At 68.6% G+C, this 13,834-nt stretch carries 14 protein-coding genes; 8 read left to right on the forward strand and 6 right to left on the reverse strand.

Annotation, left to right across the window (positions count from 1 at the left end; translation table 11 throughout):
- Window positions 1-5 precede the first annotated feature (5 nt).
- The 3 genes from IMZ11_RS17365 to IMZ11_RS17375 all read right to left on the reverse strand — a co-directional run bounded on the left by IMZ11_RS17365 (window position 6) and on the right by IMZ11_RS17375 (window position 2,331).
- A complete protein-coding gene (locus IMZ11_RS17365; RefSeq protein ID WP_228642636.1) occupies window positions 6-542 on the reverse strand; it encodes a YbhB/YbcL family Raf kinase inhibitor-like protein in 537 nt (178 codons plus the stop codon).
- Window positions 543-620: 78 nt separating this feature from the next.
- On the reverse strand, window positions 621-1,403 hold the full coding sequence (locus tag IMZ11_RS17370) for an ABC transporter ATP-binding protein (protein ID WP_228642784.1): 783 nt from the start codon (window positions 1,401-1,403) through the stop codon (window positions 621-623).
- A 22-nt stretch (window positions 1,404-1,425) separates the two neighbouring features.
- On the reverse strand, window positions 1,426-2,331 hold the full coding sequence (locus IMZ11_RS17375) for an ABC transporter permease (protein ID WP_228642638.1): 906 nt from the start codon (window positions 2,329-2,331) through the stop codon (window positions 1,426-1,428).
- A gap of 472 nt (window positions 2,332-2,803) precedes the next feature.
- Here IMZ11_RS17375 and IMZ11_RS17380 point away from each other — a divergent pair, with 472 nt between their 5' ends.
- The 5 genes from IMZ11_RS17380 (at window position 2,804) to IMZ11_RS17400 (ending at window position 8,614) form a co-directional block, all read left to right on the forward strand.
- Window positions 2,804-4,504, forward strand: coding sequence for an ABC transporter substrate-binding protein (locus tag IMZ11_RS17380; protein WP_228642640.1), 1,701 nt, complete (start codon window positions 2,804-2,806; stop codon window positions 4,502-4,504).
- A gap of 193 nt (window positions 4,505-4,697) precedes the next feature.
- Window positions 4,698-5,624 carry an ABC transporter permease gene (locus IMZ11_RS17385; protein ID WP_228642642.1) on the forward strand — a complete coding sequence of 309 codons (927 nt, stop codon included), beginning with the start codon at window positions 4,698-4,700 and terminating at the stop codon, window positions 5,622-5,624.
- Window positions 5,617-6,567, forward strand: a complete 951-nt coding sequence (locus IMZ11_RS17390; protein ID WP_228642644.1) for an ABC transporter permease — start codon at window positions 5,617-5,619, stop codon at window positions 6,565-6,567. The genes IMZ11_RS17385 and IMZ11_RS17390 overlap by 8 nt, the downstream gene beginning before the upstream one ends.
- A 15-nt stretch (window positions 6,568-6,582) precedes the next feature.
- Window positions 6,583-7,611 carry an ABC transporter ATP-binding protein gene (locus IMZ11_RS17395; protein ID WP_374462281.1) on the forward strand — a complete coding sequence of 343 codons (1,029 nt, stop codon included), beginning with the start codon at window positions 6,583-6,585 and terminating at the stop codon, window positions 7,609-7,611.
- On the forward strand, window positions 7,595-8,614 hold the full coding sequence (locus IMZ11_RS17400) for an ABC transporter ATP-binding protein (protein WP_228642649.1): 1,020 nt from the start codon (window positions 7,595-7,597) through the stop codon (window positions 8,612-8,614). Before IMZ11_RS17395 ends, IMZ11_RS17400 begins: the two co-directional genes overlap by 17 nt.
- A 51-nt stretch (window positions 8,615-8,665) precedes the next feature.
- Here the strand turns inward: IMZ11_RS17400 and IMZ11_RS17405 are convergent, their stop codons facing one another.
- Complete coding sequence (locus tag IMZ11_RS17405) at window positions 8,666-9,703, reverse strand: S8 family serine peptidase (RefSeq protein ID WP_228642651.1); 1,038 nt, start codon at window positions 9,701-9,703, stop codon at window positions 8,666-8,668.
- A gap of 110 nt (window positions 9,704-9,813) precedes the next feature.
- Window positions 9,814-10,635: an S-adenosyl-l-methionine hydroxide adenosyltransferase family protein gene (locus tag IMZ11_RS17410; protein WP_228642653.1), complete on the reverse strand. Its 822-nt coding sequence runs from the start codon at window positions 10,633-10,635 to the stop codon at window positions 9,814-9,816.
- A 95-nt stretch (window positions 10,636-10,730) separates the two neighbouring features.
- Between IMZ11_RS17410 and IMZ11_RS17415 the strand changes: the two genes are divergently transcribed.
- The 3 genes from IMZ11_RS17415 to IMZ11_RS17425 all read left to right on the forward strand — a co-directional run bounded on the left by IMZ11_RS17415 (window position 10,731) and on the right by IMZ11_RS17425 (window position 12,622).
- On the forward strand, window positions 10,731-11,039 hold the full coding sequence (locus tag IMZ11_RS17415) for a DUF3263 domain-containing protein (RefSeq protein ID WP_061260776.1): 309 nt from the start codon (window positions 10,731-10,733) through the stop codon (window positions 11,037-11,039).
- Between the two features lie 25 nt (window positions 11,040-11,064).
- The gene (otsB, locus tag IMZ11_RS17420) at window positions 11,065-11,910 is read left to right on the forward strand and encodes a trehalose-phosphatase (RefSeq protein WP_228642655.1); all 846 of its coding nucleotides are present in this window, start codon (window positions 11,065-11,067) and stop codon (window positions 11,908-11,910) included.
- A gap of 121 nt (window positions 11,911-12,031) precedes the next feature.
- Window positions 12,032-12,622, forward strand: a complete 591-nt coding sequence (locus IMZ11_RS17425; protein WP_228642657.1) for a hypothetical protein — start codon at window positions 12,032-12,034, stop codon at window positions 12,620-12,622.
- On the opposite strand, the gene IMZ11_RS17430 is transcribed toward IMZ11_RS17425, so the two are convergent.
- Window positions 12,600-13,766, reverse strand: coding sequence for a sugar MFS transporter (locus tag IMZ11_RS17430; protein WP_228642659.1), 1,167 nt, complete (start codon window positions 13,764-13,766; stop codon window positions 12,600-12,602). The two genes, IMZ11_RS17425 and IMZ11_RS17430, sit on opposite strands and share 23 nt — an antisense overlap.
- Window positions 13,767-13,834: the final 68 nt, after the last annotated feature.

Below are 13,834 nucleotides of genomic sequence, written 5' to 3' on the forward strand. Positions count from 1 at the left end.
GCGCATCAGGTTTCGTAGGTCGGCGCGATGTAACCGCGGGCCAGGGTGTTCGCCGTGATGTTGAACCCCACCACGGCGGGTGGCGCGTCGTCGCCCACCCCGAGCTTCTCGACCTTCAACGCGTGCACGGCGAAGACGTAGCGGTGCGGCCAGCCCGGCGGCGGAGCGGCGCCGCCGTAGGACTTCTGGCTGTAATCGTTGCGCGCGTGCGCGGCCCCCTCGGGAAGGCCCGCGAAGCCCGGGGCCGTCCCTGCGCCGGTCGGCAGCTCGGTGACGTCCGCGGGGATGTCGTACACGAGCCAGTGCCAGAATCCGCTGCCGGTGGGCGCGTCCGGGTCGAAGCAGGTCACCGCATAGCTTTTCGTGCCCTTGGGCGCGCCCGACCAGCGCAGGTTCGGCGACTGGTTCTGCCCGGTCATGCCCCAGTCGTTGAAGACGTAGGCGTCGGACAGGCGCTCCCCGTCCCGTACGTCGTCGCTCTCGACGGTCAGGCTGGGCACCTGAGGCAGATGGTCATAGGGAATCGGCGGCTGCGTCGGCACGATCCGTCCTCCGATGGGTCGACATCATGGTCGTCACCCATCCTGGTACGGCCGCCGCGCGGTCGCCACTGGCCGCGCTCAGGCCTTGTTGTACGCGGCGAGGACCTCGGAGGGGTCGCCGTCCATCTTGATCTTGCCCTTGTGCAGCCAGATGACGCGGCTACAGGTGTCCTCGATGACGTCGAGGTTGTGGGCCACCAGGAAGACGGTGCCGGCGGACTCGCGCATCTGCTTGATGCGCTTTTGGCTCCTCTTCTTGAACTCGCGGTCGCCGGTGGCCAGCGCCTCGTCGATGAGGAGGACGTCATGGGTCTTGGCCGAGGAGATGGCGAAGCGCAGCCGCGCGCCCATGCCCGAGGAGTAGGTCGACATCGGGAACTGCACGAACTCGCCGATGCCGGAGAAGTCGACGATCTCGTCGTACTTCTCGCGCAGTTCGGTGGGGGACATGCCCATGGCGTAACAGCCGAGGACGATGTTGCGCTCGCCGGTGAGCTCCTTCATCAGGGCGGCGTTGACGCCGAGCAGCGACGGCTGGCCGTCGGTGTAGACCGCGCCCTTGTGCGGCGGGAGCAGCCCGGCGATGGCCCGCAGCAGCGTCGACTTGCCTGAGCCGTTGCGGCCGACGATGCCGATCGCCTCTCCGTGGCGGGCGACGAAGGAGACGCCCTTGACGGCGTGGACCTCCTTCATCTGGGGACGGCCCTGGCGCCTGGCGATGCGCATGAGTGCGTTCGCCGCATTGCCCTTCTGGGAGTCCGAGGCGGCGCCGTACACCTTGTAGACGATGTGGAGGTTGTCGACGATCACCGTCGGCGTCCCGAGCTCCTCGGGGGATGCCTTCGATTCTTCCTGGGCCACGTGGGACAGCTCCTTGGTCAGCTCAGCCACGTCCGTACCTCTCCTCGGCCCGCCAGAAGTACCAGAAGCCGACGATCAGCGCGAATATCGCCCAGAATATGCAGGTAATCCACGCCCATCGCTCCGGGAATCGCTGGTAGATCAGCAGGTCGCGCATGAACTCGATGTAGGCGGCGGCCGGGTTGAACTCCAGGGCCCACCGGAGCACGTCGGGGAGCTTCTCCGTGCGCTCGCTGATGCTGTAGAAGACGCCGGAGGCGTACAGCCAGGTGCGGGTGATGAACGGCAGGAGCTGGTTCGTGTCGCGGACGAACGCGCCGACGCGAGCCATGAACAGGCTCGCGCCGACGTTGAAGACCATTTGCAGGGCCAGCGTGACCGGGATCAGCAGCCAGAGCCATGTGATCGGCTCGCCGGTGACCAGGACGAGCACGATGAGCACGCCCATCGACCAGCCGAGCTGCTGCAGCTCCTGCACCGCGTACGCCAGGGGAAGCGAGGCGCGGGGAAAGTGCAGGGCCCTGATGAGCGAGAGGTTCGACGAGACGGACTTGGCGCCGCTGATCACCGTCCGCTGGGTGAAGGTGAAGACCATGACCCCGGTGATGAGGAACGCGGGGTAGTTGTCGATGTTCTTGCTCTGACCGAGGATGACACCGAACATCAGCCAGTAGACCGCGGCGTTGAGCAGCGGCGTGAGCACCTGCCAGAGCTGGCCGAGCGCGGACTCGGAGTACTTCGAGACGTTCCTGGACGTGGCGTACGTCAGGATGAAGTGCCTCCGCGTCCACAATTGGCGCAGGTACGCGGGCAGGGTGGGGCGCGCGATGGCGCGTCGCAACCCGTGGCGCTCGGCGAGCGCGGCCAGTGACTCCGGCGCCCCGCCGCCCGCCTGGGCGTCCGCGACCGCGGAATCCGGCTGGCTCATGGGATGGACTCTATTGGATGGTGATGAGTAAGAGACCGGTGATGGTGATCCGTTGGCCTCTCGTGGACGTCGGCCGTGACCGTCGCGGGGAGCGGGGCCGCGGCTTGGTCAAAGGTAGCCCAGCGACTCGTGGTATGGGGACAACGGCACGGGTCCGATGCCATGGAGACGCCGATGCCCCATCAACCGCATCCTATGTGTACCTTATTGGGTGGTTTGGGCTTCGTATCGGCATTTAGCCCGACCTTGTTGGTATGCGTATGACGCCCCACCGACGCACGTGTGACCGAACTGCAATGCACCAGAGACTCGTCTGGTGTGCGGAGTGAGGGATGCTCGCGACGACTGGCAGGGCGTCAGCAGGCTTGACCATGTTTGCAAACGAGGGAACCTCACCACCATCCGAGGAACCCGCGCGAGTGAACGGGTCATGCCCGCCAATGCCCATCCTTAGAGGGAGGATCAATCCACTATGCGCGTAGCTAAGGGCGCACAGATCGCCGCGGGCACCGCGCTGCTTGCGCTTGGGGTCGCCGCGTGCGGCGGTGGCGGCAGCGGTTCCGGCGGCAGCGGCAGCGACGGCGGCACCAACCCCCGCGCGGCCGACGGCACCGTGTACATCCGGGGATGTGAGCCCCAGACCGGCTTCGTCCCGGGCAACATCAACGAGACCTGCGGCGGCACGATCAACCAGTTCGTGTACGACCAGCTGATCAAGTACAACACCGACACGGCCGCGCCCGAGCTGAGCCAGGCGGAGTCGATCGAGAGCCCGGACAACAAGGTCTGGACGATCAAGCTCAAGCCGGGTCTGAAGTGGAGTGACGGCACGCCGGTCACCGCCAAGAACTACGTTGACGCCTGGAACTACACCGCGTACACGCCGAACGCGCAGAACGGCGGCTGGTGGTTCGGCAGCGTCGAGGGTTACTCGGACGTCGCGACCGAGGACCCGGACGGCGCCGACGGGCCGAAGGAGGCCCCGAAGCCGGCCAAGGAGACCATGTCCGGCCTCGAGGTGATCGACGACCTCACCTTCAAGGTCACGCTGCAGGCCCCCGAGGCGGTGTTCCGCACCAAGCTGGGCTACACCACGTTCTCCCCGCTGCCCGAGGCGTTCTTCAAGGACCCCAAGGCGTTCGCCGCCAACCCGGTCACGAACGGCCCCTTCAAGTTCGTGAAGTGGGACCACAACTCGCAGATCGTGGTCGAGGCCGTCGCGGACTACCCGGGCGCCGAGAAGCCCAAGGTCAAGAAGATCGTCTACAAGATGTACAAGGACGACGACGCGGCCTACGCGGACCTGGTGTCCAACAACCTCGACTTCACCGAGCTCGTCCCGCCGTCGGCCCTGGCCGGTGACAAGTGGAAGAGCGACCTCGGCGACCGCGCCATCGAGGGCCAGCAGGGCGTCATCCAGACGGTGACCTTCCCGCTGTACGACAAGGAGTTCGGCGGCAACGCGGACTTCCGCAAGGCGCTGTCCCTGGCGATCGACCGGAAGACGATCACGGACAAGATCTTCAACAAGGGTCGTGTCCCGATCGACGGCTGGATCTCCCCGCTGGTCGAGGGTTACAAGACTCCGGGCGCGTGTGGCGAGTTCTGCACCTTCGACCCGGCCAAGGCCAAGGAGTACCTCGCCAAGGCCAAGGCCGCGGGCTACACCCCGCCGAAGGAGTACCCGATCTGGTACAACGGCGACTCCGCGCACAAGGAGTGGGTGGACGCCACCGCCAACAGCATCAACCAGGCCCTGGGCGCCGACGCCGGCTTCACGGTCGTGGGCAAGGCCACGCCGACCTTCGCCGAGTTCCGTGACCTGATCACGAACCGCAAGATGAAGGGCGCGTTCCGCACGGGCTGGCAGATGGACTACCCGAGCATCGAGAACTTCCTGAACCCGCTGTACAAGACGGGCGCGGGCTCGAACGACGGTGAGTTCAGCGACAAGGAACTCGACGCCAAGCTGAAGGAAGCCGACACCTCCACCGACCCGGCGCAGTCGATCCTCCACTACCAGGAGGCCGAGGCCATGCTGGTCAAGGAGATGAACGCCATTCCGCTGTGGTCGTACGGTCTGCAGGCAGGCACGTCCAAGTGGGTGACCGGTGTCAAGGTCACGCCGTTCGGTGTGCTCGACCCGCTCTCCATCGCGATCAAGGAAGCGTAGGCTCGCCTCGCATGCGCCACGAGGCCGGTTCCAGACCGGGGCCGGCCTCGCTGGCTGTCTGACGGCGGATACGTAAAGTCACGGATCCGCCACTGTCCAGCCCTCCCTTTCGGTCCTCCGCACTCATCCACCTGCGGCATTGTTGACCGGTAGGGATGCATGTACGACCTTTAGCGTCAGAGTGGAGGTGCGCATGGGCCGATATGCCATCCGGCGCCTGCTGCAACTCATCCCCGTGCTCCTAGGCACGACCTTCCTCATCAACTTCATGGTCTGGCAGCTCCCCGGTGATCCGTTCGCCGCGCGCTGTGGCCAGCGGGCCTGCCCCGACTCCTACATCTCCGCCATGCGCGAGCAGTTCGGCCTCGACCAGCCGATGCTCGTGCAGTACTGGCACTTCCTGAAGAACCTGCTGTCCGGCGACCTGGGCGTGAACTTCAACCAGGTGTCCGTGGCCTCGCAGCTCGCCGACGCCTGGCCGATCACCATCCGGCTCGGCCTGATGGCCGTCGCCATCGAGGCGATCATCGGCATCGCGGCCGGCGTGCTGTCCGGTCTCAAGCGCGGCGGCTTCATCGACAACGTGATCACGATTTCCACGCTGGTCATGCTGTCGCTGCCGATCTTCGTCACCGGCTTCATCCTGCAGTGGCTGCTCGGCGTGCAGCTCCAGTGGATCAACCCGACGGTGTCCGACGCGGCGACCGTCGGCGAGCTGTTGATCCCGGCGTTCGTGCTGGCCAGCCTCAACCTCGCGTTCACCGCCCGGCTCACCCGGACGAGCATCGTCGAGAACCGCCGGTCCGACTACGTCCGTACCGCGGTCTCCAAGGGCATGACGAACCGCCGCGTGGTGGGCGTGCATCTCCTGCGGAACTCGTTGATCCCGGCACTGACCTTCCTCGGCACCGAGATCGGCTCGCTCATGTCGGGCGCGATCGTGACGGAGGGCATCTTCAACATCCACGGCATCGGTGGACTGCTCTTCACCGCGATCAACAACCACGACTTCACGATCGTGGTGCCCGTCGCGTCCCTGCTGGTTCTCGTCTATCTGCTCGCCAACCTGCTCGTCGACCTCCTCTACGGCGTGCTCGACCCGAGGATCCGTTATGAGTGAACCGACCGCCACGCAAGATCTGATCCAGGGAACGCCAGAGCCCTCGGCCGCCGCCGTCGCCAACTCGTCGGGGAAGCCGCGCAGCCTCTGGTACGACACCTGGGACATCCTGAAGCGCAGGAAGATCTTCTGGATCTCCTTCGTGATGCTCATCGTGTTCCTGGTGATGGCCGCGTTCCCGACGCTGTTCACGCACAAGGACCCCGAGTGGGCCACGCTCGCCAGAAGCATGGAGGGGCCGAGCGAGGACGCCTGGTTCGGCTTCGACCTGCAGGGCCGGGACGTGTTCGCGCGCACCATCTACGGCGCGCGCACCTCGATCATCGTGGGTGTGCTGGCCACGCTCGGCACCGTGGTGCTCGGCGGGATCGCCGGCGTCATCGCCGCGTACCAGGGGAAGTGGCTCGACTCGCTGCTCTCCCGCGTCGGCGAGATGTTCCTCGGCGTGCCGTACGTGCTCGGCGCGGTCATCATCCTCGGCTCGGTCGCCCCGGTGCAGTCCAACCCCGGTAAGACCATGATCATGACCGTTGTGATCATCGTGCTGGCCGTGCTCGGCTGGCCGGTGCTCATGCGCATCGCCCGGTCGTCGATCATCCAGGCCAAGCACCAGGACTACGTGCAGGCCGCCCGCGCGCTGGGCGCCGGCCCGTTCCGGATCATCTTCAAGCACCTGCTGCCGAACTCGCTCGCGCCGATCCTGGTGTACTCCACGATCACCATCGGCAGCTACATCGGCGCCGAGGCGACCCTGTCGCTCCTCGGCATCGGCCTGCGCACGCCGGTCATCTCGTGGGGCATCGCGATCGCCGACCACACCCGGTACATCCGGACCGGCGCGCACGCGATGTTCTTCCCGGCCGCGTTCCTGTCCCTCTGCGTGCTCACCTTCGTCATGCTCGGCGAGGCCGTACGCGACGCACTCGACCCCAAGCTTCGCTAGGAGGCACGAACAGTGATCGAAGTGCTTCCCGAGTCCGCGGGCAGCGGTACGCACGGCGGGGCTCTGCTGGAGGTCGACGACCTCCACGTGGAGTTCCGCACCAGGGCGGGCGTGGCCAAGGCGGTGAACGGCGTCACCTACAGCGTGAGCGCCGGGGAGACCCTGGCCGTGCTCGGCGAGTCGGGCTCCGGCAAGAGCGTGACCGCTCAGACGATCATGGGAATTCTCGACATGCCGCCGGGCAAGATCACCGGTGGTGAGATCCGCTTCCGCGGGACCGACCTGCTGAAGCTGCCCGAGGACGAGCGCAGGAAGGTTCGTGGCGAGGGCATCTCCATGATCTTCCAGGACGCGCTGTCCGCGCTCAACCCGGTTTTCCCGGTGGGCTGGCAGATCGCCGAGATGTTCCGCATCCACCGGGGCGCGTCCCGGGCCGACGCCAAGAAGAAGGCGATCGAGCTCATGGACCGGGTGCGCATCCCGGCCGCCAAGGAGCGGGTGAGCGACTACCCGCACCAGTTCTCCGGCGGCATGCGCCAGCGCATCATGATCGCGATGGCCATCGCGCTCGACCCCGAGGTGCTGATCGCCGACGAGCCGACCACCGCGCTGGACGTCACGGTGCAGGCCCAGATCATGGAGCTGCTCGCGGAGCTCCAGCGTGACAGCAACATGGGCCTGATCCTGATCACCCACGACCTCGGCGTGGTCGCCGACGTCGCGGACAAGATCGCCGTCATGTACGGCGGGCGGATCGTGGAGAACGCGCCGGTCCACGACCTCTATCGGAACCCGGCGCACCCGTACACGAAGGGCCTGCTGGAGTCGATCCCCCGGGTCGACCTCAAGGGCCAGGAACTGTACGCGATCAAGGGCATGCCGCCCAACCTGCTCGACATGCCGTCGGGCTGTGCGTTCCACCCCCGCTGCCCGTACCGGCAGGAGACGTGCACGACCGACGTTCCCCCGCTGCACACGATCAGTGGTATGCGCAGCAGCGCCTGCCACTTCTGGAGGGAGGTTCTCGATGGCGACGCCCAGTGAGGTCGTTCTCGAAGTCCGCGATCTGGTAAAGCACTTCCCGCTGACCCAGGGCATCCTCTACAAGCGGCAGATCGGCGCGATCAAGGCCGTCGACGGCATCTCCTTCGACCTCCATCGGGGCGAGACGCTGGGCATCGTGGGGGAGTCGGGGTGCGGAAAGTCCACCCTGGCGAAGCTGCTCATGGCGCTCGAACGGCTTACCTCGGGCAAGGTCCTCGTGGGCGGCAAGGACATCGCCGCCGCCAGGGGGTCCGAGCTCAAGCACATGCGGCGCAACATCCAGATGGTGATGCAGGACCCGTACACCTCGCTGAACCCGCGGATGACCGTCGGCGACATCGTCGGCGAGCCGTACGAGATCCACTCGGAGGTCGCGCCGAAGGGCGACCGGCGCAAGCGGGTGCAGGAGCTGCTGGAGGTCGTGGGCCTCAACCCCGACCACATCAACCGGTACCCCCACCAGTTCTCCGGTGGCCAGCGGCAGCGCATCGGCATCGCCCGGGGGCTCGCCCTCCAGCCGGAGATCATCATCTGTGACGAGCCGGTCTCCGCGCTCGACGTGTCGATCCAGGCCCAGGTGATGAACCTGCTGGACGGGCTCCAGAAGGAGTTCAACCTCGCGTACATCTTCATCGCCCACGACCTGTCGGTGGTGCGCCACATCTCCGACCGCGTCGGCGTGATGTACCTGGGCAAGATGGTGGAGCTGGGCAAGGACACCGAGATCTACGACCGGCCGAGTCACCCGTACACCCAGGCGCTGCTCTCGGCCGTCCCGGTGCCCGACCCCGACGGACGCGAGCAGCGTGAGCGGATCATCCTGCAGGGCGACCCGCCCTCGCCGGCCAACCCGCCGTCGGGCTGCCGGTTCCGTACGCGCTGCTGGAAGGCGCAGGACATCTGCGCCGAGCAGGAGCCGCTGCTGGAGATCCGCGACAAGGCCGGGGACCACCCGAGTGCCTGCCACTTCGCCGAGGCCGCCGACGTCGTCCACGTGAACTGACGCCGGACCGGCACCGGACCGGCACCGGACCGGCGTCGCCGGTCGAACGGGTCACATGCGCCCGGCCGCCTCAAGGGCGCGCCGGGCGCTCGCCATTCCGGCGCCGTACGCGTCGTCGCGCTCGCCGCGCGGGCGCGGGGTCGTGCCCCGCTGGAGCGCCCGCCGTACCTGCCGGGCCGACAGGTCGGGATAGCGGGAGCGGACCAGCGCCGCGACCCCGGCGACGAGGGCCGCGGCCGAACTCGTGCCGTCCGCCATCACGTACGAGCGGCGGCCCTCGGCGCTGACGATCTCCGTGCCGGGGGCGACCAGGGACAGGTAGTCCTGCCGGTTGGAGAAGGAGGCGGGCCGCAGCGCCCGGTCCACCGCGCCCACCGCGATCACGCCCGGATAGGCGGCGGGATAGTTCCTCCTGTTCGCTCCGGCGCCGTCGTTGCCGGAAGAGGCGATCAACACGACCTGGCGGGACAGGGCGTACCGCACGGCCCTCTCCTCGGCGGCCGATCCCTGGTAGGAGCCGCTGCCACCGCCGAGCGACATGCTGATCACCTGCGCGCCGTGGTCCACGGCGTACCTGATGCCGCGGGCGACGGCGTCGCGGCAGATCGTGTTGCCCGCGCCGAGCAGGTCGTCATCGTCCAGCGTGACCTTGATCGAGAGGATCCGCGCCTCGGGGGCCACGCCGAGTATGCCGTGGGTGTCGTTCGGGCCGTGCCCGCGCCCCGCGATCAGGGCCGCCATCGCGGTGCCGTGCTTTCCGGAGGGCGCGTGCGGTGTCCGCCGGGTCGTGCTCGTCCACGTGCCGCAGGAGCCGCCGGGGCCCGTCGTGGCTCCGGTGAGGTCGGGTCCACGGACGACCGCTCCCATGAGGTCGGGATGCCGGTCGTCCACGCCCGTGTCGAGCACGGCGACGGTGACTCCCGCGCCACGGGTGGTCCGCCATGCCTTCCTGACGTCCAGAGCCTGGAGCGGCCACTGGCGCGCGCGGACCGCGGCGCCCACATCCTCGGAAGGGACGGCCGTCGCTCCGGTGAGCAGGCAGGCGGCGAGCAAGATCGGTACGACGCAGAAGAGCATCGCCGACCTCATGCCGTGACGGGCCTCCTCCCCGGGACAACGGGTCAGGGAGGGCCAATTCTCGCATGGGACCGTCGACCGGAGTTGATGTTTCGGTGAACGACCCCTTGCGGTCTGTTATGTCACGGCTGTCCCTTCTGTGATTGCAGCGACAGCCGTACGTGGGCGCCGGGAGGGAGCCCGAGCCGCTCGGAGGCGTCCCCGGAGTTGACCGCGAGCGCGATCAGGCCCGCCGAGTCGGTGAACGCGACCAGATCACCGGGCGGCACCGCCGCGAACGTCTCCCGGTACGGCACGGCGAGCTGCCGCCTGCCGAGCCACACGCCGAGGGTGTCGCCCCCGCGTACGCCCAGCACGGCCAGGTCCGCGGTGGTGATGGACAGCTGGACGTTGCCGTGGCGGTCCACCGAGAGCACCTCGCCCTCGACCGCGCCGTCCCGCACCCGGGACGTGGGAGCGGGCAGCGAGACCAGCCCGAGGACGTCGATCCGCGGGCCCACGTCGCCCGGCCGGTGTCCGGCGCAGAGGTGCGCCGCGACGGGCGCGAAGATGTCCCTCCCGGGAAACGTCGGCGAGACGGGCTTGAGGAACAGGTCATCGTTGGCGATCTCGTACGCCGCCTCGGCGCCTCCCGCCGCGTGCACCGCCCAGGACAGCACGCCGTTGTCCGGCCCGAGGAACATCCGCCCGCCGGCCTCGATGGCGACCAGGCGACGGTTGCCCCCCATGGCGGGGTCGATGGCCGCGATGTGCACGCCGGGGGGCAGGTAGGGCAGGGTCTGCGCCAGGATGGCCGCGCCGCGCCGCACGTCGCCCTCGGGCACGAGGTGCGCGACGTCGATGATCCGGGCCTCCGGCGCTATTCCGATGATCACTCCGTGGCACGCGGCGACGAACCCGTCTTCCAGCCCGTAGTCGGTGAGGAGCGTGATAACTGAGGTCACACCTGGTGACACTACGTCCGGCTCTCCGCTCTGAACACCCCGGCGTTCCACGACTACCATGAGGGCGGGCCACAAGCCCGGCTGAGGAGGAGAGCATGGATACTGCGCCGGTCGGCGGCGAAGGTCCCGCTCCCGAGAACGCCCCCCGACCTCAGGCACTCTCGGATCGCGATCGCCAGGTGCTCGCGTTCGAGCGCCAGTGGTGGCGCTACGCGGGAGCCAAGGAACAGGCCATCAGGGAGACCTTCGACATCTCCGCGACCCGTTATTACCAGATCCTCGGGGAGTTGATCGACAGGGTCGAGGCCATGGAGCACGACCCGATGCTGGTCAAGCGCCTGCGACGGATGCGGGCGACGCGTCGCCGTGATCGGGCCGCGCGCCGTTTCGGCCCGCGCCCTTGACTGTTTTGGGGGTATGTAGCCCGCTATGGGAGACGAGACGGCGCCCGTCGAGGCGCTGATCAGGACCGAGACGGGACGCGCCGGGCTTGCGGCGGTGCTCGACGACCCCTCCGGGGCCGTGATCGGCCTCGACTTCGACGGCACACTGTCGCCCATCGTGCCCGACCCGGCGTCCGCCAGGATCCACCCCGAGGCGCCCGCCGCGCTCGTACGGCTCGGCGAGCTGGTGCGCGCGGTGGTCATCGTGACCGGCCGTCCGCCCCTCCAGGCACTCGCCCTGGGCGAGGCGCCCGGCGGCCCGGCCCTCGCCGACGTACCCGGTCTGGTCGTCCTCGGCCACTACGGCCTGGAGCGGTGGGAGGGCGGGGACGTCACCGCGCCGCCTCCGCCGCCGGGTCTCGACCGCGTACGCGCCGAGCTGCCCTCGATCACGCGGGCCTTCGACGGCGTTCTGATCGAGGACAAGGGCCGGGCGGTGGCCGTGCACACCCGCAGGGCCTCCGATCCCGAAGGCGCGCTGCTGGCGCTCGGCGAGCCGGTGGCGAAGCTGGCCGCCGCGTCCGGCCTCATCGTCGAGCCGGGACGGCTGGTCCTGGAGCTGCGGCCGCCCGGCATGGACAAGGGGCAGGCCCTGCGTGCGTTCCTCGCCGAACGGTCGGCCAGGTCCGTCATGTTCTTCGGCGACGATCTCGGCGACATCGCGGCCTTCGACGCGGTGGCGACCTCCGGCCTGCCGGGAGTGCGCGTGTGCAGCGGCTCCGCGGAGGTCACCCGGCTGGTCGAGCACGCCGACGCCGTCGTGGACGGCCCCGAGGGCGTCGTACGGCTCCTGCGCTCCCTGGTCGCGACGATCTCCCCGGCCGGCGCCTGAACCCGCTACAGCCGGCCACAGGCGATTCCCGAACGGCCCGGCCGGGCCACGGCATGCGTACGGAAGGGCGCGTGCGGTCTCCCGCAAGTCGTTTACAACTTCACGACCATACGATTCCGCCATGAAGAAGACGATCATGGCTGCGGTGGCCGGCCTCGCCGTCCTGGCGACCCCGGCCGCCGCTTCCGCTTCCACTTCCGCTTCCGACACCAAGATCCTCCGGCTGCGTGCCGGACTGAACCTGATCGTTCCCAAGTCCTGGAAGGTCTACAAGATCAGCAAGGACTGGACCCGTGTGGTGACGGGTTCGTGCCCGACCGTTAACGACGAGATCTTCGGGTTCCGTGACTCCGGTTGCCGCAGCTTCTGGGTGCTGGGCCCGAGCGCGATCGAGATCGGGCACGAGGTGTTCCAGGCGTACACGCCGGAAGGCCCGTTCTACCCGGCCACCGACGTCGGCCCCTGCGTGTACGACGCGAACCTCTCGACCGGCCAGATGACGCTCACGGCCAAGGGGCTGCGCCAGATCGGCCCCGGGCACAAGGCGTACTACCGCGCCTGGTCGGCCAACTGCGTCAGCCTGAACAGCGGCAAGGTGAAGGGCCGCTTCACCCAGCGTGAGTGGTACCTGCCGAAGTCGAAGATCCTGGTCGTGGACCAGTGGAACACGCAGGGCCTCTCGACGGTCCTCAAGTACGCGACCTGGAGCTGATGATCCCGCCGACGGCGAGCCCGATCAGCGCGGGCACGAGCAGGAACGCGGCGTGGGTGCCGAACCCGTCGCCCAGGGCGCCGAGAACGAACGGCCCGGCGCCCGACCCCACGCCCGCCCAGATGGAGGCGGCGCCGGACGCCCGGTCCGGCCTGCCGCCGGAGGCGTCGATGATCCTGGCCAGCGCGAGCGGGAAGTGGACGGAGATGCCGAGCCCGCTGAGCGCGAGGCCGACGTAGCCGAGCGGCACCGAGGCGCTGGTCCAGAAGATCGCCCACCCGGCCAGAGTCACGGCCAGCGCGCCGAGAAGCACCGTCGACGGAGGAAGGCGCAGAGCCAGCCTGGCGCCGCCGAACCGGCCGACGGCCATCCCACCGAGCATCGCGGACAGCCCGGTCGCCGCGGTGGCCGCCGTGAGCCCGGTCCGCTGGGCGAACAGCTCGGCCGCCCACAGATTGAACGTGAACTCCAGTGCCACGCAGCACAGCAGCACCGCCCCGGCCACATGGAAGCGCCACCCGTAGGGCGCCTTGGCGGGGCCGGAGACGGCGACCGCGGCCTGCTGCGGGTCGGGCACCCAGACCCTGCCCATCGTGAGCGCGAGGACGGCGGTGGCGACGATCGGGATGTAGAGCGCCGACCGCCAGCCGAGTACCGACCCGGCGGCCAGGCTGAAGACGTACGAGGCCGCGATGCCGGCGCTCACTCCGACGGCGTTGGACTCGCTGATCGCGGCGGGCCCGGCGAGGCCGTGGTGGTCGCTCAGGACGGCCATCGACACGTAGAGGGCCATGGAGGCCGATCCGCTGGCGAGGAAGTAGCCGCTCAGCGTGAACGGAAGCGCGTGGCCGAGCGCGACGGTGAGCATGCCCGCGTTCATGCCGACAAGCCCGGCCCAAGTGATGGTGCGGCGTCCGAAGCGCCTGGTCAGTGTGGGCAGGGCGAGGCCGGTGACGATCGCCCCTACCGCCATCGCGGTGCCGTGCAGGCCCGCGACGGCCTGGGAGACGCCGAGCTCGGCACGCAGGGTGGGAAGCGCGGCGGAGAGCGCGTACAGGTACGTCGCGAAGGTCGCGAGCTGGAGGTAGATCAGCCAGGTCGGCCGATCCCTGGTGAGCCTGGCGGCCGCGACGGTCGTGGTCAAGCTCGTCCCCCGTGCTGAAGCGCAAACTAGCGCAGACGCTATCACCGGACCTCATTCAGGAGAGATCA

This window comes from Microtetraspora sp. AC03309, from assembly GCF_020826795.1.
GTDB lineage: Bacteria > Actinomycetota > Actinomycetes > Streptosporangiales > Streptosporangiaceae > Microtetraspora > Microtetraspora glauca.